This window comes from Beutenbergia cavernae DSM 12333, from assembly GCF_000023105.1.
Classification (GTDB): domain Bacteria; phylum Actinomycetota; class Actinomycetes; order Actinomycetales; family Beutenbergiaceae; genus Beutenbergia; species Beutenbergia cavernae.
Genome location: NC_012669.1, coordinates 889,143 through 911,914 on the forward strand (window position 1 = coordinate 889,143; position 22,772 = coordinate 911,914).

The following is a 22,772-nucleotide window of genomic DNA, read 5'->3' on the forward strand; positions in this document are numbered from 1 at the left end:
TTGACGTGCATGGACGGTGGGGTGGCGCCAGCGGACTCCCCCCGCGCTCGTGGGCCGGGGAGGGAGGTCGGCGGCTACCGGCTGCTCGAACGGATCGGCTCGGGCGGCATGGGCACCGTGTACGCGGCGCTCGACGCCGACGACCGCCGCGTCGCGATCAAGCTGCTCCACCCCGCGTTCAGCGCGGACCCGTCCGCCCGGGAACGGCTGCGGCGCGAGGTGGCGAGCCTGCACCGGGTGCGCGGGCCGCACGTGGCCCGCGTGCTGGACGCCGAGGCGGACGCCGAGGAGGCGTTCGTCGTCACGGAGCTCGTGGACGGCCTGACGCTCGAGGAGTCGATCCGCGAGGCGGGCCCGTTCGTGCCCGTCGACCTGCACCCCCTGGCGCTGGGGCTCGCCGACGCGCTGGCGTCGATCCACGGCGCCGGCGTCGTGCACCGCGACCTCAAGCCGGGCAACGTGATGGTGACCGACGACGGCCCCGTGCTCATCGACTTCGGCATCGCGCAGGTGGCCGACGACGTCCGGCTCACCACGACGGGCTTCGTCACGGGGACGCCGGGGTACCTGGATCCCGCGGTCATGGCCGGCGAGGACGTCGGGGAGGCCGGCGACTGGTTCGGCTGGGCCGCCGTGCTGCTGTACGCGGCCACGGGGCGGCCGCCGTTCGGGCGCGGGCCGATGGGCGCCGTCGTCGCCCGCGTCGCCGCCGGCACGCTCGACACCGACGGACTGAGCGCCTCGGTGGCCGCGGCGTTCGCGCGCGCGCTCGACCCGGACCCGGCCGCCCGCCCGGACCACGCGGTGCTCCTCGGCGCGCTCGAGGACTCCTCGCTCGGACGCGAGCCGACGATCGTCGTCCGCCCGCACCCGAGCACCGAGGAGGACGCCACGTCCCTCGTGCCGCCACCCACCGGTACGACGGCGATGTTTCCCGCCCGGTCCGACGGGCTCGCGCCGACGGCTGTCGGCTGGCCCGTGCCGGCTGCGCCGCCGCCGGTCCCGCCGGCCGCGCAGCCGCCCGCGCCACCACCACCTGCGCGGCCGTTCGCCGGTGCCGGTGTCGGTGCCGGTGCCGCCGAGCCGCCGACCTGGGCCCAGCCGCCGTCCGCCTGGTCTCCCGTCGACACCGGCACGTGGCCCGTCGAGGAGCCGACTCCCGCGTGGGCGCTGCCGGCCGCCGCCCGACCGGGTCTCGTCGTCGCCGGCTGGGCGGCGCTCGCTGCGCTCGCGGCCGTCTGGCCGGGCCCGGCGGTGGTGATCGCGGTGGCCGGCCTCGTGGTGAGCGGGGCCGTGGGGGTCGCGGCGTTCGCGACGCGCGCGCGACGCCTGCGGCGCGGGGTGCGCCGAACGGATGCGGTCCGGGCCGCGGCGGCGTCTCCGTGGTACCTGGTGCGGGCCCTGCTCACCGCCCTGCCGGGGATCCTGCTCGGCGGTGTCGCGGCGGCGGCCACGTGGTGGCTGCTGGCCGCGCTCGCGTCGTCGGACGCGCTCGTGAGCGTGCGGGTGAGCGTCGGAGGTGCCGTGCTCGACGCCGTCGCGCGGGCGCTCGCGCTGGCCGTCGGGGCCGCTGTGGCGTGGTGGACGCCGTCGTCGGCGTGGGCACGGTCCGGAGCGCGGTCCGTGTGGGCGGCGTGGGCGCCGTCCCCGCGCGCGGTCCGGATCTGGCTCGGCGTGCTCGCGCTCGCCGTCGTCGGCGTCGTCATCGCCGTGCTCGTGGGCGACGCGGTGGTGTGGTCACCGCTCCCGGTGCCGCCGCAGCCGCAGCTCTGACCGGGCTCCTGCACGTTGTGGGTGGGATCTCCGGGTCGCGTGAACGCTCACACGACCCGGAAATCACACCCACAACCGGGACTGGTACGCCCAGCCGCGCCCCGTAGACTCACGCGCGTGTCCCGGCCCCTCAGGTCCGTCCGCGCGCGCCCCGGCGCGCTCGCGATGCTGCCGGCCGCCGTCGTCGTGCTCGTGCTGCCGGCACTCGCGGCGGTGAGCGGCGGGCTGGTGCAGCTGCGGGCCTGCGTCCCGGGAGACGGCGTGACCGGCTGGCTCGGCGCGCACCTGGCGCTCCTGCGGCCGGACCCTGCCTGCCCGGACGGAACGCTGGCGCCGCACGCGGGCACGATGCTCGCCGTCGTCGGCACCCTCGCGTTGCCGGCGCTGCTCGCCCACCTCGGTCTCCTGGTGGCGCTGGCCTCGTTCGGGCGGCTGCTCGTGGCCGGCGCGCGGGTCGTGGCGGCGCTCGTCGCTGGGTTCGTGGCCCGGATCCCGACGGTCGTGCCCGTGGGGCGCGTGCGGCGCGTGCGGTACTGGTGCGCACGTGTGGTCCAGGCTGTGACGCGGCCGGCGGCCGACCTCGCCGCGGGCCGCGGGCCGCCGGCGCTCGCCGGCTGAGCACCACGCCGCCGGCCCACACCCCAGCCCCGCCCCGCGCGTCATGCGCACACGACTCCGGGCGCCGTCGCGCCCGTCCCCACCCGAGGAAACCCATGGCCGAGAACGACAAGTCCAAGTCCACCAGACCGAACGGATCACCCGCCTCGAAGCCCGGCAGCTCCCGGCCGGGCGCGAAGCTCTCGAAGGCGGAGCGCCGCGACGCCGCCCGTCGCGAGGCGGAGCGCCTCCGCGCCGCCCAGGCGAAGCGGGAGAAGCGGAACCGCTGGATCCTCTTCAGCGCGCTCGGCGTCGTCGCTGTGCTCATCGCCGTCGCCGCCGTCGTGATCATCCAGCAGGCGAACCGCACGCTGCTCAGTGACTTCGAGGGCGCCACTCCGGCCGGCAGCGACCTGCACGGGGGCATCCCTGTGGGCGCCGAGGGCGCTGGCACGCCGAACGAGGACGCGCCCGTCGTCCAGGTGTACCTCGACTTCATGTGCCCCTACTGCGGGCAGTTCGAGGACGCCAACGCCGCCGACCTCGACGCGCTGCGCGAGGCCGGCGAGATCACCGTGACGTACCACCCGGTCTCGAACCTGGACCGGCTCTCGATGGACACCCAGTACTCCACGCGGACGGCGAACGCCGCGGCCACCGTCGCGGACGCGGCGCCCGAGGCGTTCGTGCCGTTCATGAACGGCCTGTTCGCGCAGCAGCCGGCGGAGAACACGGAGGGCCTCACCGACGAGCAGATCGGCCAGATCGCGCTCGACGCCGGGGTCCCGCAGGACGTCGTCGACACGTTCGCCGACGGCACGTTCAACGAGTGGGTCGGTCTGGCGTCGCAGCAGGCCGGTCGCGACGGCGCGACGGGGACCCCGACGGTGTTCGTGGACGGCGAGAAGCTGCCGGGCGACGTCGACATCTACACGCCGGGGGTCCTGGCGGCGTGGTTCGCCACCGAGGAGGGGATCGGCCCGGTGGACCCGGCCGCGACCCCGTCCGACGAGCCGAGCGAGGAGACGACGCCGGAGCCGACGGAGACGGCGAGCGTCGCCGACTGAGCACCGGCCGGACGGCGGGCGTCGGCCCGCCGTCCGGCGCCGGTGGGCGAGGAGCCTCCCGGCGCCGGGACGCGACGCCCGATCTGGCAGACTCACGCTCGTCCGGACCGCACGCCGTGGCCGGGCGCGCCACCTTAGCTCAGCTGGTAGAGCACCCGCCTTGTAAGCGGACGGTCGTCGGTTCGATTCCGACAGGTGGCTCCACGAGACGACGGCGCTCTCACCGCTCGGTGGCCGCGCGCGTCCGCCGCTCGGGTGAGAACGCCTGACGGGGGACGGCGCCCGCGAGGTCGCGGCGGTAGCGCCCCGGGGATTTCCCCGTGTACTTCTTGAACGCGACGCCCATGTACTCGGAGTGGCTGAACTCCAGGCGTTCCGCGATCTGCGGGAGCGTCCAGTCGGTCGAGGACAGCAGCTCCGCCACGTGCCCCATCCGCACCCGGACGATCTCCCCGTGGACCGTACGCCCGAGCGTCTGCGCGAACCGGTGGTCGAGAGAACGCCGGGACAGCCCGACGTGCCGCAGCACCTCCTCGACTGCCAGGTTCTGGTCGGAACGGTCGCGGATGTACCGCAGGGCCTCGGCGACCAGCGGGTCGGAGACGGAGAAGATGTCCGACGACTGCCGGGCGACGACGCGCAGCGGCTCGATCAGGCGCAGCCCGGGATCGAGCTCCCTGCCGCCCATCATGAGGTCGAGCATCTCGGCGGCGAGGTAGCCGGTCCGCGTGGTGTCGGGCTCGATGCTCGACAGCGCCGGTGAGGTGAGGGTGCCGACGAGCTCGTCGTTGTCGACCCCGAGGACGGCGACGGCGTCCGGGACCGCCAGGTTCGCGATCTTGCAGCCCTCGAGCACCTCCTGCCCGGCGATGTCGTAGCAGGCGAGCACCCCGACGGGCTTCGGCAGCCCGCGCAGCCACTCGGCGAGCCGCTCCCGGTCGACGGCCCGCATCCCCGACGACTTCATCGCGAACGTCTGCGGTCGGTGGCCGAGCTCGCGGACGTAGTGCGAGTACCAGGTGCTGCGCTTGATCGACCAGGCGAACCGCTCGTCACCGCAGAAGGCGAAGTGGCGCAGACCGCGTTCGGTGAAGTGCTCGACGGCGAGGCGAGCGATGGCGCGGTCGTCCGTCTCCGCGCCGGGCAGCTCGGCGGCGAGCCGGCCGGCACTGAGGTCGACGGTGGGGAGGTCCAGGCGCCGGATGAACCGGGCCGTCTCCACGTTCTCGATGCGGGCGAGCACCCCGTCGCCCTCCCAACCCTCGAGCCAGGAGAAGTCCGTCTCGTGCCGGCTGTGCTCGGCGAGATAGAGCGACCAGCCGGCGTCACCGGCGACGTACTTGCGCACACCGGCGAGGAGACCTCGAGCGTAGGCGTTGGACGTCTCGACGAGCAGGGCGACGTGACGGGTCCGACGCGGGGGCATGCCAGAAGTCTAATGATTCATGCTGGATATCGCATCGTCCCTCCCGGGCTCTCCTCCGTAGCGTTGCTCTCGAGATTGGAGGTCGATGATGACGTACACAGTCCGGCCGGCTGACCCCGCAATGCGCACGGGAGGCTGCCGCGCCGATCAGCCGGGCCACGAGGTGATCATGTGAGCGCGGCGACACTTCACGTGGAGAACGCTACGGGAGCCGCGCCGTCGCGCCCCGGCAGTCGTATTCACCGGCGGCGAGCGGCGCTCGCACCGTATGCATTCCTCACGCCGTGGCTCCTCGGGCTGCTCGTCTTCGTGCTCGGTCCGATGGCCGCCTCCTTGTATCTGTCCCTCACGGACTACAACTTCCTGCAGCCGCCGACGTTTCTCGGGTTCGACAACTACATCCGGATGTTCACGAGCGACCCCCGCTACCTGAAGTCCGTCCAGGTGACGGCGCTGTACGTCGCGGTGTCCGTCCCGCTGCAGCTGATCTTCGCCCTTGGGCTCGCTCTCCTGCTGGACCGGGCGATCAAGGGCGCCTCGATCTACCGCGCCGTGTTCTACCTCCCGTCGCTCATCGGGACGAGCGTCGCCGTCGCCGTCCTCTGGCGCACCGTGTTCGGGCAGGACGGCCTCGTCAACGCCGCTCTGGGCGTGATCGGCATCGAGTCGACGACGAGCTGGGTCGGCAGCCCGGACACCGCGCTCCTGACGCTCATCGCGCTGAACGTCTGGACGTTCGGCTCGCCGATGATCATCTTCCTCGCCGGGCTGCGGCAGATCCCGAGGTCGTACTACGAGGCCGCGGAGGTCGACGGCGCCGGCGCGGTCCGGCGGTTCGCGAGCATCACGATCCCGCTCCTGACGCCGATCGTGTTCTTCAACCTCATCCTGCAGACGATCTACGCGTTCCAGGCGTTCGTGCCCGCGTACATCGTCAGCAACGGGCAGGGCGGCCCCGCGGACTCGACGCTGTTCTACACGCTGTACCTGTACCAGCAGGGGTTCACGAACTTCCAGATGGGCTACGCGTCGGCGATGGCGTGGACGCTGCTCGTGGCGATCGCGCTCGTGACCGGCCTCAACTTCCTGCTCTCCCGCTACTGGGTCTTCTACGCGGACGGTGCGCGATGAGCGCCGAGATCGCGGACGCGCCCCCGGCCCGGTCGACGCGCACGCAGCGGGTGGTGCTGCAGGTGGTGCTCGCCGTGCTCGCGCTCGCGATGATCTACCCGCTGCTGTGGATGTTCATGAGCTCGCTGCGTGAGAACGACTCCATCTTCTCCGACGCCTCGCTCGCGCTGCGCAACCTCACGTTCGACAACTACGTGCGCGGCTGGGACGCCCAGCAGTTCCCGTTCTCGCGCTACTTCGTCAACTCCATCGTCGTGACGACGGCGGTGATCCTCGCGAACGTGGTGGCGTGCTCGCTCACGGCGTTCGCGTTCGCCCGGATGTCCTTTCGGATGAAGCCGGTGCTCATGGCCGTCATGCTCATGACGATCATGCTTCCCGAGCACGTGACGATCGTTCCGCAGTACGTGCTCTTCTCCGAGCTCGGATGGCTGAACACCTTCCTCCCGCTCACCATTCCGAAGCTCTTCGCCACGGAGGCGTTCTTCGTGTTTCTCATCATCCAGTTCATGCGCGGAATTCCCCAGGAGATCGACGAGGCGGCCGCGATCGACGGTTGTGGCCCGTTCGCCACCTATCGCCGCATCATGCTGCCTCTCATCACGCCCGCGCTCGCGACGACGGCGATCTTCTCGTTCATCTGGACGTGGAACGACTTCTTCCGTCCGCTGATCTTCCTCACCGACAACTCGCTCTTCACCGTGCCGCTGGCGGTCCGCCTGTTCGTGGACATCGGCGGCACGGACTGGGGCGCACTGTTCGCGATGTCGATCCTCTCGCTCGTGCCGATCTTCCTGTTCTTCGTGTTCGGGCAGCGCTACCTCATCCGGGGCATCGCGACGACGGGGCTCAAGTGAGTGCCGCACAGCGGGTGCGCGTCGCCGTCGTCGGTGCGGGCGCCTTCGCCCAGAGCCACCTCGCCGCGTACGCACACATCGACCGTGCGGAGGTCGCCTGGGTGTGCGACCCGGACCTGGAGGCGGCGCGGCGAACGGCCGAGCGCTGGGGGGTCCGGAGCGTCGCCGCGGACCTCGAGGACGTGCTCGCCGACGACGGCGTCGACCTGGTGGACCTCGTCACCCCGGTCGCGCTCCACGCGCCGCAGGCGACGTCGGCGCTGACGGCGGGCAGGTCGGTGCTGTGCGAGAAGCCGATGGCGCTCGACCTCGCCGAGGCGGAGGCCGTGGCCGCCGTCGCGGCGAGCGCGCGCGGTGAGCTCCACGTGAAGTTCCACCAGCGGTTCGACCCGGTGCACGAGCGCGTCCGCGACCTCCTGCGTGACGGGACGGGCGCCGTCGTCGCCCACTTCACGCTCCTCGGTGACCATCTCGCGGCGCTCCGCTCGCGGACGCACTGGCGCGGCGACCCGCGGTTCACCGGTGGGGGCTCGCTCTTCGAGTCCGGGTCCCATCTGCTGGACCTCGCCCACTTCTGGTTCGGCCCGGCGACGCGGGTGACGGCGACAGTGCACCAGCTCGTGGCCGACAACCCGGCCAAGGGCGAGGACACGGCGACGGTCGTCGTCGAGTTCGACGGCGGCGTGGTGCTCACGCTGGTCGGGTTCTGGGCGGCACCCGCCTGGGACTGGCGCAAGGACGTCTTCACCGCCGACCAGGTGCAGCTCACGGTCGAGACCGGGCGGGACAACGTCCTGCGACGGCGTGCGCGTGACGGCGCGAGCGAGGTGGTCGCCGTCCAGGAGGGCTGGTTCGACCGGTCCGTCGAGGCGTCCATCCGCCACGTCGTGGAGTGCTGTGCCGGCGACGCCACGCCTCTGGTCACGGTCGAGGACGCCCTCGACTCGATGCGGACCCTCGACGCCGCGTACACCTCGGCACGGGAGGGGCGGACCGTTGAGGTGGCGTGAGGCGACAGTCGCCGAGCTCCTCGGCCGGCCCGCCGCCGGACCGGGCCGGCGTCCGCGCCGCGCGCGCGAGGTGCGGACGGTCCCGGAGCTCCTGCTCGGCGCGGCCCGCACCCTGGCGCTGCTTGCCGCGGTGAGCGTGCTCGTGGTCGTCGGCAGCCTGGGCGTCGTCACGGCGGTCCCGGCCCTGGCCGCCGGGTCACGCCTTCTCGGACGCGCGCGGGACGGGCGTCGCGTGCGCGTCGTCGCCGACTTCGTCCGATGCGTCCGCCAGGCCTGGGGCGCTGGATGGCTCCCGAGCCTTCTCGGCGTCGCCGCGCTCGGCCTCGTCGGCCTCAACCTCGTCTTCCTCGGCCGCCGGGAGGCCGGCCTGGCCGCGCCTCTGTACGTCCTCAACGTCTCGGCGGCGCTCATCGTGCTCTGGCTCCTCGCGGCATGCGTGCGAGAGCTGGCCGACCGCCCCTCGCTGGGCACGCCCGAGCTGGCGCGCCGGTCCTGGGCGCGGGCCGTCACGTTCGGCCGCTGGCACGTCGCCGTCGCCGCCGCGGTCGGGGCCGCCGTCGCGCTGACGATCCTCGTGCCGCTCGCCGGGCTGTTCTTCGCGGCCGGCGGCGCCCTGGCCCTCGGCCGCCTGGCCGACCCCCGCACCCCCTCCGACGAAAGGTTCTCCTGACGTGCCTGCTCCCCTCCGGCTGAGCTTCCTCGGCGTCACCCATCCGCACGCCGCGGCGTGGGCCGATGCCGCACGCGACGACCCCGAGACCGAGGTGGTCGCCGTGTACGACCACGACGCCGACGCCGCCACGGCGTTCGCCGCCACGTACGGGGCGGACCGGGTGGCGCGGGCGGGGGAGGCGCTCGCGGCGGCGGACGCCGTCGTCGTCGACGGCCGCAACGACGAGGCCGTCCCGTTCGCGACGCTCGCGGTCGAGGCCGGCCTGCCGGTCTTCATCGAGAAGACCGGCGCGCGTGCCGCGGCGGAGCTGGTGGGCCTCGCGGCGAGCGCTCGCGAGGCCGGGGTGGTCACGCAGATGGGCTACTTCATGCGGTACTCCGACTCCGTCGTCGCGACCGCCGAGGCTCTGGCCTCCGGCGAGCTCGGCCGGGTCGGGCTCGCCCGGTTCCACGCGGCGATCCCGCACCAGGCCTGGACGTCGATGGCGCACTGGTTCGCCGACGCGTCGAACGTCGTCACGCCGTTCATGGAGGCGGGCTGCCACCTCGTCGACGTCGTGCGACTGCTGCTGGGTGAGCCCGACGACGTGACGGCGACGTCCGTGCGGTGGGCGGGCACCACGAGCCCGGCGGAGGACGCGCTCGCCGCGACCATGCGGGTCGGGGACACGGTCGTCGTCATCGACTTCACCGCGCACGAGGCGAGCCCATGGAACATCGCGTGGGGCGGCGAGCTGTACGGCGACGCGGCGACCCGCACGTTCGGCGTCACACCGGCCCGTACGAGCGTCGGCACCGGCGACCACGTGGCGACTGTCGACGCGCCCGTGGACCTGACCGACGCCGACGCTGTCCGCGACCGGATGGCGCAGGAGAACACGGAGCTGATGCGGCGCGGCATGCGTGCGTTCGCCGACGCCGTGCGTGGACGGACACCGAGCCCCGTCGACGCGACGTCGGGGGCACGCACGCTCGAGCTCATCGAGGACGTGCTGCGCGCGGCGGCGACGCCGGGTGTGCGCCGCCGGGACTGAGACCGACCCCTAGACGACCGGCAGCACCGAGGCCGCCGGCCGAACAACGAGAGGACGCACCAATGGTCACCAGAAGAACCTTCCTTCGTTCCTCCGGCGTGGTTCTGGGCGCCGGCGCCGTGGGCGCGCTCGCCGCGTGCGGATCGGACTCGGGCGGCGAGGAGGACGACGGCGCGCCGAAGGACCTCCGCTTCGCCTGGTGGGGGCACGAGGAGATGCACCGCACCACCGTGGAGGCTCTCGAGCTGTACTCCTCCCGGCACGAGAACGTCGAGATCACGGGCGAGAACACGTCGTGGGACGACTTCTGGGACCGGATGGCGACCCAGATCGCCGGCGGGAATGGGCCGGACGCCTTCCAGATGTCGAACCAGATGATCGTCGACTACGCGCAGCGGGGCGCGCTGCTCGACCTCGAGGAGTACGTCGGCGACGTCATCGACCTCAGCGACTGGGACGAGAACCTGCGCAGCTACGGGATCATCGACGGCGTCCGCGCGGGCGTCCCGATCAGCACCGACGCGTTCACGATCCTGGCCGACTCCGACGTGCTCGCGGAGCTCGGGCTGACGCTCCCGGAGGCCGCCTGGACCTGGGACGACCTCGCCGAGCTCTCGCTGGCCGTCCGCGAGGCGTCGGGCGGGTCGCTGTGGGGGATGTCCGACGGCGCCGGTCGTTACGAGCTCGTCGAACCCTGGGTGCGCGGCCGCGGCAAGACGCTGTTCGACGTCGAGGCGGACCCGGTCACGCTCGGGTTCGACAAGGAGGACTACGGCGACTTCCTGCAGTGGTGGAGCGACCGTCGTGACGAGGGCGCCTGCGTGCCGGCCGACGTCGCCGCGGAGGACACCAGCCACGAGACGAGCCCGCTCGTCACCGGGAGCGCGCCGCTGTACTTCACCACCACGAGCGAGCTGACGGGCGTGCGAGCGCTCACGCCGGCGGCGATCCAGGCCGTCCCGATGCCGGACACCGACGGCGGGAGCAAGAAGGCGAACTTCGTGCGCCCGAACCTGTTCATGAGCGCCTGGACCGGGACGTCCTACCCGACCGAGTGCGCACGGCTCATCGAGTTCTGGATCAACGACCCGGAGGCGGTCGAGGTGATCGGCAACTCGCGCGGCGTGCCGCCCAGCCCCGCGTCCGCCGAGCTCGTCGAGGACGCGCCGGACGCCTCGGGCCTGCGGACCCCAGCGGAGTACCTCGCGCTCATCCGCGAGGTCGGCGACCCGATGGACGCCTTGACGCCGCGCTCGGGTCGCGAGGTCTACCAGCTGATGACGCGCATCGGCGAGGAGGTCCGGTTCGGTCAGACCACCGTCCCGGCCGCCGTCGACAGCTTCTTCGACCAGGCCGCTTCCATCCTGGGCGGCTGAGCCGCTCCCCCTCGACCCGTACCACCACCCATGGTCCACGGACCACACCTAAGGAGAAGCATGCGTTTCACGAACAAGGTCGCCATCGTCACCGGGGGAGCCGCCGGGATCGGCCGCGCGACGACCGACATCCTCGCCGCGGAGGGAGCGACGGTCGTCGTCGCCGACCGCGACCTCGAGCTGGCCGAGAAGGCGCGGACGCACGCGCTGGAGAACGGTGCGCCCGACGCGCTCGCCGTCGGGTTCGACGTCGCGTCGGAGGACGACGCGCGCCGGCTCGCCGAGGCGTGTGCCGAGGCCTTCGGCCGGGTCGACGTGCTGGTCAACAACGCCGCGGCCCGGGTGTGGGGCCCGGTCACGGAGGCGAGCCTGGAGTCGTGGCGGCACATCGTCGACGTCAACCTCATCGGGCTCGGACTCACGTGCAAGCACGTCATCCCGCTGATGTCCGCGGCCGGCGGGTCGATCGTCAACGTCTCGTCGGCCAACGGCATCGTCGGCCGCCCGCACATGGCGCAGTACGACGCCACGAAGGCCGGTGTCCTCGGGCTCACCCGGTCCATGGCGTGCGACCACGCGCACGCGGACATCCGCGTCAACGCTGTGCTCCCGGGGCCGACGCTCACGGACTTCCACAAGAACCGCGCGGCGGCCGCCGGCGAGGAGATCGACCCGGCGATCACGACGCCGCACGAGGGCGGTCCGGGGATCCTGCGGCGTCAGGGCCGGCCCGAGGAGATCGCGCGGGCGATCGTCTTCCTCGCCAGCTCCGAGGCCTCGTACGTGACGGGGGCGTGCCTCTCGGTCGACGGCGGGCTCGCCGCCGTGTCGGGGCGGCTCGGATGAGCGCAGCTGCACGAGGCGCCGGCACGGCGCGCACGGCGGTCGTCGAGGACGGAGGCAGGGCATGGCGGTGAGGGTGGCGATCGCCGGACTGGGGTTCGGTGCCGAGTTCATCCCGATCTACCAGGCGCACCCCGACGCCGAGCTCGTCGCCGTGTGCCAGCGGACGGAGAGCACGCTCAGCGAGGTCGCCGACCACTTCGGAGTCCCTGGCCGCTACACGAGCTTCGAGGAGATGATCGCCGACCCGGACATCGACGCGGTCCACATCAACACGCCGATCCCGAACCACGCCGCCCAGTCCGTCGCCGCTCTGCGCGCCGGCAAGCACGTGGCGTGCACGGTCCCGATGGCGACGTCCCTGGAGGAGTGCTGGGCGGTCGTCGAGGCCGCCCGCGAGTCCGGGCGGACGTACATGATGATGGAGACGGTCGTGTACTCCCGGGAGTTCCTCCGGGTCCGCGAGCTCGTCGACGACGGCACGATCGGCCGCATCCAGTTCCTGCGCGGGTCGCACCACCAGGAGATGGCGGGGTGGCCGGGGTACTGGGAGGGCCTGCCGCCGATGCACTACGCGACGCACGCGGTGAGCCCGGTGCTCACGCTCGCGGGGGCGCTCGCCGAGAGCGTCGTGTGCCTCGGGTCGGGCCGGATCTCGCCGGAGCTCACGGCGCACTACGGGTCGCCGTTCGCCGTGGAGAGCGCGCTGCTGACGTTGCGGGACTCGCCGGTCGGGGCGGAGGTGGCGCGCTCGCTGTTCGAGACGGCGCGCGAGTACGTCGAGAGCTTCACCGTGTTCGGCAGCCGTGCCACGTTCGAGTGGGAGCAGACGGAAGGTGCCGGTCACGTGCTCCACGTCGGGGAGAAGCCGGAGCCCGTCGACGTCCCGGACTACGCCCACCTGCTGCCCGCCGAGATCGCGCGGTTCACGACGGACGGCGTCTACGACGACGAGAACGAGCACCTGTCATTCGTCCAGGGCAGCGGGCACGGCGGTTCGCACCCGCACCTCGCGCACGAGTTCGTCCGTGCCGTCGTCGAGGGCCGGCCGCCGTCGATCGACGCCGTCACCGCCGCGAACTGGACGGCCGTGGGGATCTGCGCCCACGACTCGGCGATGGCGGGCGGGGCGAGGGTGGCGATCCCCGACTTCGCGGGTGCGCCGTAGGCTGGGCGCGTAGGCGGAGGTCGTCGGCTCGCCCCGACGTGAGCGAGCGGGACGGTGCCATGGGATCGACCGGGCACGTCGCCGCGCCAGCAGTGGTCAGGTAGCCGATGGCTCGGCAGCGCGGACGCCGGCGGGGGCGCCAGGAGCCCGAGCCCATCGGCACGGACTACCCCGCCGCCCCGAACCCGGGCGGCGGACGGTCCGGCCTCGCACGGCCCTACGACGACGACGCCAACCCGTTCCTCGACCCGCTCGACTCCGTCGGGGGACGGCTGCCGTACGCGCAGCCGCCGCCCGCGGCGCCCGTCGGACCCGCCCCACCAGCGCCGATCGGGGCGACCACGGACCCGGCCGAGTCCGCCGTCGTCCCCTCCACGCCCACCCGCCCGGGGACGCCGCCACCCGGCCGGCACGCACCACCGCCCGCCGGCGCGGCGAGGCGTCGCCGCCGCACGGGTCTGGTGGTGCTCGTCACGGCCGGACTGGTCGTGGCGGTCGGCGCGGGCGCCGGGCTCCTCGCGCGCTCCGGAGGAGGTGGTGACGACGACGGTGGGACGTACCCCGACCTCGAGTACCTGGACGTCGCGTGGGAGATCCGGCCGGACGACGTCGACCCGGATCTCAGCTACTCCGGCCAGTTCGCCGACGGCGTGGACGGGACCGCGGAGACCTCGTTCCTCCCTGCCCCGGACGCCTGGGTGCTGCGCCTCGAGCCGACCGACGCCGACGACGAGTACGCACCCGGCCGGACCGACCAGCTGGCCGGCGTCGACCCGGAGACCGGGGCCACGGTGTGGCTGCGGGAGATGCCGGGCGTGCGGTGCGCCGGCGAGGTGGTCGACGGCGCCCTGACGTGCCTCTCGCACGAGGGCGACGGCGCGTGGTCGGGTCGCACTGTGGATGCCGCCACGGGCGAGGACCGCGAGGTCTGGCCGGTCGACATCACGTCCGCGAGCCTCGTCCACACCACACCTGCCGGCCTGCTCGTGGTGGGCGAGGCGGCCCCGGGCGCCTCGACGGTGCTCTCGCTCGTCGGACCGGACGGCGGCGTGCTGTGGTCGACGGACCTCGCCGATCTCCGCACCGCCGACCGCTTCCTCTGGACGTACGACGACGACGGGCGGGAGGTCACCGAGGTCATGGAACCCGTGTGGCGCGACGTCGGTGACTCGGTTGTGCTCGCCGGCTCCCGGGGTTTCATCGTCGTCGACCTCGCCGCTGGCGTCATCCTCGAGCGGTCGTGCTGGAACCTGGCGGTGACGCCCGAGGCGGCGTTCTGTCACGGGCCGGAGGGCACGGAACGGATCGACCCCGACGGGTCGGTCGCGTGGCACGCGGACGGCCCGATCCTGTCGAACGCGTACCTCCCCGCGGTCCGGCCGCTCGCGCTCGACGACGACGTCCTCGTGTGGTCGCTCGACGAGGCCACCGGCGAGCCGATCGACCAGCTCGCCGACCTGGGGCCGGACGCGGCGGGTGTGCACGTCTCGGGCACGGCCGAGGCGACGTTCGTCAACGACGACCAGACGCTGGTGCGGTTGACGCCGGACGGCCGGGGCGTGGAGTGGAGCGCCGACGTCGCCGACCTGAACGGCATCCGGCAGGCGCACGTGGTCGGCGACGTCGTCGTGCTGGACGGCTTCCCGTTCCTCGGCGTGGACCTGGCGACCGGGGAGCAGCTATGGGCGCAGGCTCCGGCGGCGACCGACGCGCGCGTCGTGGACGGGCGGCTCGTGGCGTACGGCACGTTCACGATCGCCGTGCAGGTGCTCCCGGACTGAGCGCTGAGACGTCTCCGCCGGAGTCGTCCGACGGTCCGCGTGGCGGTCGTAGGGTGACGCCATGACTCCCGAGAACCTCGCGCACCTGCGCGCCCCCGGTCGTCCGAGCGTCCATCCCGACGGCGGCTGGGCAGCCGTCGCGATCTCACGCCCGGATCTCGACGACGACGCCTACCGCAGCCAGGTGTGGCGCGTCCCGACGGACGGCGGCGCTCCCGTGCGCCTCACCGGGGGTGACTCGGACTCGGAGCCGGTGATCTCCCCGGACGGGCGATGGCTGGCGTTCCTGCGTGCCGGGAAGGACGCCCCGGCGCAGCTCGCGCTCCTCGACCTCCTGGGCGGCGAGGCGCGGGTGCTCACGGACCACCGCATCGGCGTCGGCTCGCGGCCCGCCTGGTCGCCGGACTCGCGCCGCATCGCCTACACGGCGCGCGTGCCGGAGCCCGGCCGGTACGGCACCAAGGACGGCGTGGGTGCGGGTGCGGAGTCGCCCCGGCACATCACGACCTACACCTACCGCATCGACAACGTCGGCTTCACCACCGGCCGGCCGGCGCACGTGTTCGTGCTCGAGGTGTTGGACGCACCGTCGCCGACCGACGCCGACGCGCGCGACGTCGTGCCCGTCCGGCTCACCGAGGGCGACCTGTCGCACGGGCTGCCGGTGTGGGCGCCCGACGGCGGCGCGCTGCTCACGGTCCGGTCGCGTGACGACGCGCTCCGCGGCGACCTGCTCCGCGTGGCCGTGCCGGCGCAGCTGCCGGCGCACGAGAAGGATCCCGCCGCCGACGACGACGAGACCCCGGCCCCGAAGGTGGGCGAGGACCCGGTGCGCGACGGACTCGTCGCCGTCGCGGAACCGCTGGTGATCTCCACGCCCGGCTCGCCGGCCGGCGTCGCGTTCGGCGAGCGCGACGTCGTGTGGCTCCTCGCCGTCGACCTCGGCGAGGACGACCTCGACTTCGTGGGCCGCAACGCCGCGCTGTGGCGCGGGCGCCTGGTCGGCGCGGAGCTGGTCGACGCCGCGCGCGTGACCGACCCCGCGGTCCACGACCTCAACGGCAGCACCGGACCGGGTGCCTTCCAGGTGGTCGACGACCGCGTGCTGCTCACCCGGGTCCACCGCGGTGACACCGAGCTCGTGCTCGTGGAGGGTGACGGCGCAGCCGCCGGCGACGCGCGGGTGCGGGTGCTCCTCGGCGGCTCGGCCGTGGTCGGCGCCGACGCGATCGACTCCCCGCCGGGCGAGCCGCTCCGCGTCGTCGTCTCCGCGGCGACGGCGGACTCGCCCGGTGACGTGGTCGTCGTCACCGACGACTCCGGCGAGGCCGGGGACGGGGGCGCGGCGTCGTCCGACGTCCACGTGCGCCCGCTCACCGACCTGGCCGCGCCGCTGCGCGAGGCGGCCGCCGTGCGGCCGCCGATCGAGCTCGGCGGGACGGCGCCGGACGGGTACCCGCTGCACGGCTGGCTCACGCTCCCGGACCCCGCCGTGCACGGTGCGGGTCCGCACCCGGTGCTGCTCAACATCCACGGCGGCCCGTACGCGGCGTACGGCCCGGCGTTCTTCGACGAGACGCAGGTCTACGCAGCGGCGGGGTACGCCGTCGTGTACGGCAACCCGCGCGGCAGCGCCGGGTACGGCGAGGCGCACGGTCAGGCCATCCGCGGCCGGTTCGGCACCGTCGACGCCGACGACGTCCTCGCCCTCCTCGACTCCGCGCTCGCGGCGCACCCGGAGCTCGACGGCGAGCGCGTGGGCGTGCTCGGCGGCTCGTACGGCGGCTACATGACGGCGTGGCTGACGACGCGGACCGACCGGTTCGCGGCGGCGATCGTGGAGCGGGGCTTCCTGGACCCGGTGAGCTTCGTCGGATCGAGCGACATCGGCTGGAACTTCGGGGGGCAGTACCTGGGGGAGGACCCGGACGCCGTCGCCGCGCAGAGCCCGATGGCGCACCTCGACCGGGTGACGACGCCGACGCTCGTCATCCACTCGGAGAACGACTGGCGCTGCCCCGTCGAGCAGGGCCAGCGGTGGTACGTGGGTCTGCGTCGCCGCGGCATCCCGTCCGAGCTGCTGCTCTTCCCGGGCGAGGGGCACGAGCTCTCGCGCTCCGGCCGGCCGAAGCACCGCCGCGAGCGGTTCGAGCACATCCTCGCGTGGTGGCAGCGGCACCTCCCGGTCGCACCCGCAGCCGCCGAGGGTGCTGACGGCTGACGGGCTGACAGGCCGACGGCGTCGGCCGCACCGGTCGAGGCCGACCCTCCGCGGGTCGGCCTCGACCGTGCGGTCGGCCTCCACCATGGGCGGCGTCGCCTCGCCCCACGGTGATCAGGACCTCGGCCGCGCGGACGGCGTCTCCTCCTCGACGACTCCGAGGATCGGACGCTTGGGGACGCGGGTGTCGCCGGAGGAGCGTCGGCGCAGCCGGCGCGTCGCCCACGGGTAGACGTGGATGCGCGCCCACTCGAGGTCGGCGCGGATGCGGGCCAGTCGCGGCGGCGCGGGGAGGGGGACGAGCGGATCGTCCCAGGCGTCGTCGTCGGGGGTGAGCCCGAGCGCGACGAGCGCCGCCTGCGCCACGCGGGTGTGCCCGGCGGTGGACAGGTGGATCCGGTCGTCGGCCCACATCCGCCAGTCGCGCAAGGACCGCATGCCCCACAGGTCGAGGACGTGCGCGCCGTGGCGGCGAGCGATCGACCACAGGTGCGCGTTGTAGACGCCGACCCGGCCGCGCGTGGCCGAGATCAGCGGCGAGTCGCGCACGTCCATGCCCGTGGCGAGGAGCACGTCGGCTCCGGTGCGCCGGATGCGCACGGTGGCCGACTCGATGCGGGCGGCAAGCTCGTCGACGTCGACAGCCGGCCGCAGGATGTCGTTGCCGCCGCCGACGACCGACACAAGGTCCGGCGCCATCGTCAGCGCGTGCGGCACCTGCTCGTGGACGATCGGGCGGAGCAGTCGGCCGCGGATCGCGAGGTTGGCGTACTCGAGCGCCGGCTCCCCGGCGGCCAGACGGCGCGCGGAGAGGTGCGAGGCGAGCTGGTCGGCCCACCCGCGCACCGGCGGGCCCTCGGTGGCGGGCCGGTCCGTCGCTCGGGGCGGGACGTGCCCGTCCGCCGCTCGGGGCGGGACGGGACGCTCCGCGGGCGGCGCTGCGCCGTCGTCCGCGGGACCTGCCGGCTCGCCGCCGGCGACGTCCCACAGGCCCTCCGTGAAGGAGTCGCCGACGGCGACGTACCGCCGCCAGCGCGGCGCCCCTGCCGCCGGGGTGGCCCCGCCGTCGTCCCGCGTCGGCTCGTTCCTGCCCGTCTCCCGCTGTGCCCTGCTCACCGGGCCATTCTGACGCGAGGGGCCGACAGCCGCGTCGGACGAGGTCGACCAGCCCGCGCGACCTTCCGGTGAAACGTGCCAGGTGTCGCGAGCGGTTGCTCCCAAGCGGTCAGAGCGACCACTCGCGACACCTGGCACGTTTCACCCGAAGCGCGCGCCCGGGGTTCTGGCGCCCGGGGTTGCGGCGCCCGGCCGCGGGCCCCCGGAGTCCGGAAGTCGAGGGAAAACCCTGATGACCGACGACGGCGCGGCGGGCATCGTCGTCGGGTCCGCGTGTCGGCCTACCGGCCGGCGCCGATACCGCGTGTCGGCCTACCGGCCGGCGCCGATCCGACAAGCAGGAGGCGACCACCCATGCCCACGCAACGCGACTGGCGGTTCTGCGACCGCTGCCACGGCATGTTCTTCGACGGATACGACCCGAACGGCGTCTGTCCCGCGGGCGGGACGCACCACGCCCAGGGCTACATGTTCACGCTGCCGCACGACGAACCCGAGACGCCGACCGCGCAGCGGGCGTGGCGGTTCTGCGACAGGTGCCACGGCATGTTCTGGGACGGCTACGAGCACAAGGGCGCATGCCCCGCGGGCGGCGGCCACCACGCCCAGGGCCTCGAGTTCGTCCTGCCGCACGACGTCCCGGGGACGCCGACGGCGCAGACCGAGTGGCGGTTCTGCGACCGCTGCCACGGCATGTTCTACGACGGGTACGACCCGAACGGCGTCTGCCCGGCCGGTGGCGCCCACAACCCGCAGGGCTACCCGTTCGTGCTGCCGCACGAGCCCGAGGGGCCGCCGCCGCCTCCGCCCGCCGTCGCGCTCTGGACGGACTCGCTGCGCTGCCACAGCGAGACACCGGGCTTCGGGATCGGCGAGAGCGACGAGCCGTTCGTGCTCGTGACGGTCGCGAACCTGGACGGCGCCGTGGGCGGCGTCGTGCCGCGCGTCGACGTCGTGCTCTCGGGGCCGCTCGGCGACGTGGACGACCAGGAGAACCACACGTTCCCGTTCGGACCCTTCTGGAACGGGCCGCTCACGCCCGGCTCGGCCATCTTCGTGGCAGCGATCCTCGAGCACGACAACGTGAGCCCGCACACGACCCGCAGCGCCGTGCTCGCCGCCGCGCAGGCCTCGGCGGCCGCGACGGCGGGCCAGCCGAGGGAGCGCGTCGTCGCGGAGCTGATCAGCGCCGTCAGGTCGGCGGCCGAGCCGCTGGAGGCGCCCGGCGTCGTCAACCGGCTCGTCGGCCCGCCGCAGGAGGTCGCGTTCTCCGCCGAGGAGATCGCGTCGGCGCAGGACGGCGGAACCGCCCGGCAGGTGAGGCGCTTCTCCGATTACGGCGACTACTCCGTGCACTTCCTCGCCCGCCGCGCGTGAGCGGGCAGCGGCTCAGGGGAGCGTCCAGTCCACGGGCGGCGCCCCCTGGGCCGCGAGCAGGTCGTTCGCTCGGCTGAACGGGCGCGAGCCGAAGAACCCGCCGGACGCCGACAGCGGCGACGGGTGCACCGACGCGATCACCGGCGTCGAGCCGAGCATCGGCTGGAGGCTCTGCGCCTGCCGTCCCCAGAGGATCGCGACGAGCGGGGAGTCGCGGGCGACGAGCGCCTCGATCGCGGTCTGCGTCACCTCCTCCCAGCCGCGTCCGCGGTGCGATCCCGGCGCACCGGGTCGCACCGTGAGCACGCGGTTGAGCAGCAGCACGCCGGCGTCCGCCCAGGGCGTCAGGTCGCCGGACGACGGCGGCGGCGCGCCGACGTCGGAGGCGAGCTCCGTGAAGATGTTCGTGAGAGAGCGGGGCACGGGCCGGACGTCCGGCTCCACCGAGAACGACAGCCCCATCGCATGGCCGGGCGTCGGGTACGGGTCCTGCCCGACGACGAGCACGCGCACGTCCTCCAGCGGCCGGGCGAACGCGCGGAGCACGTGCCGGCCCGCCGGGAGGTAGCCGCGCCCGGCCGCGACCTCCGCGCGCAGGAAGTCCCCGAGCGCGTGCACCTGCGGCTCGACGGGCGCCAGGGCACGCGCCCACCCCGGGTCGATGAGCTCGGCCAGCGGCGTCGGCGTCGTCGTCATCCCGCACATCCTGCCGCAGCCGGAACCCGGACCCGACGCCGCGAGGGGGAATGACACGGATGTCGTTCGCCCCTAGCATGGGTCGGGTCCGGAACGCGTGAGGCGCACAGCAGCCACGCCGTCCCAGTTCGCGACGCGAGGAGGAACACGTGGAAGCAGCGCGCACGCTGACGGTGGACGCCGAGCCGAGCGGTCTGAGCGAGCGCGACGCCGCGATCCTCGCCTTCGAGCGGCAGTGGTGGCGGTACGCAGGGGCCAAGGAGTCGGCGATCCGAGAGCTGTTCGACATGTCGGCCACCCGGTACTACCAGGTGCTCAACACGCTCATCGACACGCCCGACGCCCTCGCGGCCGACCCGATGCTCGTCAAGCGTCTGCGTCGGATGCGTTCCGCGCGCCAGCAGGCTCGCTCGGCCCGCCGCCTCTCGCCCGACCTCACCTGAGAGTCGTGCGGGTTAGCCTTCTCGCGTGAGCACGCCGCCAGGGGACTATCCCGAGGACGAGTTCGACGTCCTCGGGCGCGACCGAACCCCGCAGGGCGTGCACCGGGTCCACCGCTCGCGGTGGCACAGCTGGTGGCCGTTCCTCCTCGTCATCATCCTCGCGCCGGTCCTGGCCATCGTGGCCGTGCGGATCCTCGACCGCGAGGGCACCCTGCCGCTGGAGACGCCGAGCGCCAGCTCCTCGGCCCAGCCGACGGGGGAGGGCACCGCCTCGCCGACGTCCGAGCCCACCGAGGAGCCCACGACGCCGGCTCCCGCGATCGACCAGTCCGTCGAGGTGTCGGTGCTCAACGGTGCGGGCATCTCCGGGCTCGCCGGTGAGGTCCAGGCACAGCTCGAGGGCGCGGGCTGGACGGCCGTGACGGCCGGGAACTACCAGTCCGCGCAGCCGGACGTCTCCACGATCTACTACGCGAACGCCGACCTCGCGGACGAGGCCCAGGCGATCGCCACGGCGCTCGGCATCGGGCCGGTCGAGGAGTACGACGGCGTCCCCTCCATCACCGTCGTCCTGCGCCCGGATTTCGCTGGCTGAGACACCCGGGTCGAACGTCCCGCCGGAGCGGTGACGTTGCTCACGAAAGGGCGCCTCGCGGCAGATGCAGCGCCGTCGGGCTCCTACCGTTGGACGATGTGAGTGCCTCGAACCCTGGTGACGGACCCGTCGACGTCGTCCTCATCGGAGGCGGCATCATGAGCGCCACGCTCGCGGTGATGATCACCGAGCTCGAGCCCGACTGGCGCGTGCGGGTGTACGAGCGGCTCGACGGCGTCGCGCAGGAGAGCTCCAACCCGTGGAACAACGCGGGCACCGGTCACGCCGCGCTGTGCGAGCTCAACTACACGCCCGAGCGGCCGGACGGCTCCGTCGACATCAGCAAGGCCGTCACGGTCAACGAGCAGTTCCGCGCGTCGCGGGAGTTCTGGAACCACCTCGTCGCGCAGGGGGAGCTGCCCGCGACGACGACGTTCCTCACGTCGGTCCCGCACATGACGTTCGTGCGCGGCGAGGAGAACGTCGCCTTCCTGCGCCGCCGCTTCGAGGCGCTGACGAGCCACCCGAACTTCGCGGGCATGGAGTTCAGCGACGACCCGCACGTCATCGCCTCGTGGGCGCCGCTCCTCATCGACTCCCGGTCGCCGGAGGAGTCGGTGGCAGCGACCCGCTCGCTCGAAGGAACGGATGTCGACTTCGGCGCGCTGACGCGGTCGCTGCTCGACGTCGCCCGGTCCCGCGGCGTGGAGGTCGTCACCTCCCGTGAGGTGCGCTCCGTGCGCCGTCGCCGGGGCGGCGGCTGGCGGCTGCGCCTGAAGGACCTCTCGTGGAACCCGCGCCAGCGGCGGACGAGCGTGGACGCACGGTTCGTGTTCGTCGGAGCGGGAGGTGGCGCGCTCCGGCTCCTGCAGAGCGCGCGCATCCCGGAGATCCGCGGGTACGCGGGCTTCCCGATCAGCGGCCAGTTCATGCGGACCCGCCGCCCGGAGATCGTGGCCGCTCACCACGCGAAGGTCTACGGCAAGGCCGACGTCGGCGCGCCGCCGATGTCCGTGCCGCACCTCGACACGCGCGTCGTCGACGGCGAACCGGCCCTCATGTTCGGCCCGTACGCCGGGTTCTCGATCCGGTTCCTCAAGCACGGCGCGCTGCTCGACGCCGTCCGGACGATCCGGCCGTCGAACCTCGTGGCGATGCTCGCCGTCGCCCGCGACAACCTCGACCTCGTCAAGTACCTCGTGGGCGAGCTGGCGGCGTCGCCGCTGGCGAAGGCCCGGACGCTCCGAGCGTTCGTGCCCACCGTCGACCCGGCGCACTGGGAGACCATCACCGCCGGCCAGCGGGTCCAGGTGATCAAGTCCGACCCGAAGCGCGGGGGCGTGCTCGAGTTCGGGACCGAGGTCGTCGCCGCCGAGGACGGGTCGATCGCCGGGTTGCTCGGGGCCTCCCCGGGCGCGTCGACGGCGGCGCACGCCATGGCGTCGCTGCTCCAGCGGTGCTTCCCGGAGCGGGCCGAGGCCTGGGTGCCGCAGCTGCAGGCGATGATGCCGAGCCTGGCTCCTGCCGACTCCCGGTCGCTCGAGGACGACGTCGCGGCGCTGGCGGGCTCGCTGGGCGCCCGCGCCTGA

The 22,772-nt window shown here is 73.5% G+C and carries 20 protein-coding genes and 1 tRNA gene; 18 read left to right on the top strand and 3 right to left on the bottom strand.

What is annotated here, in order from left to right; translation table 11 throughout:
• The first annotated feature begins 9 nt into the window (after nucleotides 1-9).
• From BCAV_RS03995 to BCAV_RS04010, 4 genes are all read left to right on the top strand, one after another.
• Entirely contained in the window at nucleotides 10-1,773 is a 1,764-nt protein-coding gene (locus tag BCAV_RS03995) for a serine/threonine-protein kinase (protein WP_012725838.1), read from the top strand.
• Nucleotides 1,774-1,890: 117 nt separating this feature from the next.
• Complete coding sequence (locus tag BCAV_RS04000; RefSeq protein ID WP_144016702.1) at nucleotides 1,891-2,391, top strand: hypothetical protein; 501 nt, start codon at nucleotides 1,891-1,893, stop codon at nucleotides 2,389-2,391.
• Between the two features lie 95 nt (nucleotides 2,392-2,486).
• Entirely contained in the window at nucleotides 2,487-3,437 is a 951-nt protein-coding gene (locus tag BCAV_RS04005; protein ID WP_012725840.1) for a DsbA family protein, read from the top strand.
• Nucleotides 3,438-3,565: 128 nt separating this feature from the next.
• Nucleotides 3,566-3,641: transfer RNA gene (locus BCAV_RS04010), tRNA-Thr, on the top strand.
• A gap of 16 nt (nucleotides 3,642-3,657) precedes the next feature.
• On the opposite strand, the gene BCAV_RS04015 is transcribed toward BCAV_RS04010, so the two are convergent.
• A complete protein-coding gene (locus BCAV_RS04015; protein WP_012725841.1) occupies nucleotides 3,658-4,863 on the bottom strand; it encodes a XylR family transcriptional regulator in 1,206 nt (401 codons plus the stop codon).
• A gap of 192 nt (nucleotides 4,864-5,055) precedes the next feature.
• On the opposite strand from BCAV_RS04015, the gene BCAV_RS04020 reads away from it, so the two are divergent.
• The 10 genes from BCAV_RS04020 to BCAV_RS04065 all read left to right on the top strand — a co-directional run bounded on the left by BCAV_RS04020 (nucleotide 5,056) and on the right by BCAV_RS04065 (nucleotide 16,956).
• Nucleotides 5,056-5,994: a carbohydrate ABC transporter permease gene (locus tag BCAV_RS04020; protein ID WP_245528938.1), complete on the top strand. Its 939-nt coding sequence runs from the start codon at nucleotides 5,056-5,058 to the stop codon at nucleotides 5,992-5,994.
• Entirely contained in the window at nucleotides 5,991-6,851 is an 861-nt protein-coding gene (locus BCAV_RS04025) for a carbohydrate ABC transporter permease (protein ID WP_012725843.1), read from the top strand. Before BCAV_RS04020 ends, BCAV_RS04025 begins: the two co-directional genes overlap by 4 nt.
• The gene (locus BCAV_RS04030) at nucleotides 6,848-7,861 is read left to right on the top strand and encodes a Gfo/Idh/MocA family protein (RefSeq protein WP_012725844.1); all 1,014 of its coding nucleotides are present in this window, start codon (nucleotides 6,848-6,850) and stop codon (nucleotides 7,859-7,861) included. The genes BCAV_RS04025 and BCAV_RS04030 overlap by 4 nt, the downstream gene beginning before the upstream one ends.
• Nucleotides 7,848-8,531 (top strand): hypothetical protein, encoded by a 684-nt coding sequence (locus tag BCAV_RS04035; RefSeq protein ID WP_012725845.1) that lies wholly within the window; start codon nucleotides 7,848-7,850, stop codon nucleotides 8,529-8,531. The genes BCAV_RS04030 and BCAV_RS04035 overlap by 14 nt, the downstream gene beginning before the upstream one ends.
• A gap of 1 nt (nucleotide 8,532) precedes the next feature.
• On the top strand, nucleotides 8,533-9,567 hold the full coding sequence (locus BCAV_RS04040; protein ID WP_012725846.1) for a Gfo/Idh/MocA family protein: 1,035 nt from the start codon (nucleotides 8,533-8,535) through the stop codon (nucleotides 9,565-9,567).
• A 62-nt stretch (nucleotides 9,568-9,629) separates the two neighbouring features.
• Nucleotides 9,630-10,943, top strand: a complete 1,314-nt coding sequence (locus tag BCAV_RS04045) for an ABC transporter substrate-binding protein (protein ID WP_012725847.1) — start codon at nucleotides 9,630-9,632, stop codon at nucleotides 10,941-10,943.
• Between the two features lie 60 nt (nucleotides 10,944-11,003).
• Nucleotides 11,004-11,789, top strand: a complete 786-nt coding sequence (locus tag BCAV_RS04050) for an SDR family NAD(P)-dependent oxidoreductase (RefSeq protein ID WP_012725848.1) — start codon at nucleotides 11,004-11,006, stop codon at nucleotides 11,787-11,789.
• A 61-nt stretch (nucleotides 11,790-11,850) separates the two neighbouring features.
• A complete protein-coding gene (locus tag BCAV_RS04055) occupies nucleotides 11,851-12,954 on the top strand; it encodes a Gfo/Idh/MocA family protein (protein ID WP_012725849.1) in 1,104 nt (367 codons plus the stop codon).
• 107 nt (nucleotides 12,955-13,061) lie between these two features.
• Entirely contained in the window at nucleotides 13,062-14,735 is a 1,674-nt protein-coding gene (locus tag BCAV_RS04060; protein ID WP_012725850.1) for a PQQ-binding-like beta-propeller repeat protein, read from the top strand.
• Between the two features lie 61 nt (nucleotides 14,736-14,796).
• Nucleotides 14,797-16,956, top strand: coding sequence for a S9 family peptidase (locus BCAV_RS04065; protein ID WP_012725851.1), 2,160 nt, complete (start codon nucleotides 14,797-14,799; stop codon nucleotides 16,954-16,956).
• A 114-nt stretch (nucleotides 16,957-17,070) separates the two neighbouring features.
• Here the strand turns inward: BCAV_RS04065 and BCAV_RS04070 are convergent, their stop codons facing one another.
• On the bottom strand, nucleotides 17,071-18,072 hold the full coding sequence (locus tag BCAV_RS04070; protein WP_012725852.1) for an SGNH/GDSL hydrolase family protein: 1,002 nt from the start codon (nucleotides 18,070-18,072) through the stop codon (nucleotides 17,071-17,073).
• 354 nt (nucleotides 18,073-18,426) lie between these two features.
• Between BCAV_RS04070 and BCAV_RS21390 the strand changes: the two genes are divergently transcribed.
• The gene (locus BCAV_RS21390; RefSeq protein WP_012725853.1) at nucleotides 18,427-19,449 is read left to right on the top strand and encodes a hypothetical protein; all 1,023 of its coding nucleotides are present in this window, start codon (nucleotides 18,427-18,429) and stop codon (nucleotides 19,447-19,449) included.
• Nucleotides 19,450-19,461: 12 nt separating this feature from the next.
• Here BCAV_RS21390 and BCAV_RS04080 read toward each other — a convergent pair whose 3' ends face one another.
• Nucleotides 19,462-20,145, bottom strand: coding sequence for a uracil-DNA glycosylase (locus tag BCAV_RS04080; RefSeq protein WP_012725854.1), 684 nt, complete (start codon nucleotides 20,143-20,145; stop codon nucleotides 19,462-19,464).
• A gap of 149 nt (nucleotides 20,146-20,294) precedes the next feature.
• Here BCAV_RS04080 and BCAV_RS04085 point away from each other — a divergent pair, with 149 nt between their 5' ends.
• From BCAV_RS04085 to mqo, 3 genes are all read left to right on the top strand, one after another.
• Entirely contained in the window at nucleotides 20,295-20,588 is a 294-nt protein-coding gene (locus tag BCAV_RS04085) for a DUF3263 domain-containing protein (protein ID WP_012725855.1), read from the top strand.
• A gap of 25 nt (nucleotides 20,589-20,613) precedes the next feature.
• The gene (locus BCAV_RS04090; protein ID WP_012725856.1) at nucleotides 20,614-21,183 is read left to right on the top strand and encodes a LytR C-terminal domain-containing protein; all 570 of its coding nucleotides are present in this window, start codon (nucleotides 20,614-20,616) and stop codon (nucleotides 21,181-21,183) included.
• 98 nt (nucleotides 21,184-21,281) lie between these two features.
• Nucleotides 21,282-22,772 carry a malate dehydrogenase (quinone) gene (gene mqo / locus BCAV_RS04095; protein ID WP_012725857.1) on the top strand — a complete coding sequence of 497 codons (1,491 nt, stop codon included), beginning with the start codon at nucleotides 21,282-21,284 and terminating at the stop codon, nucleotides 22,770-22,772.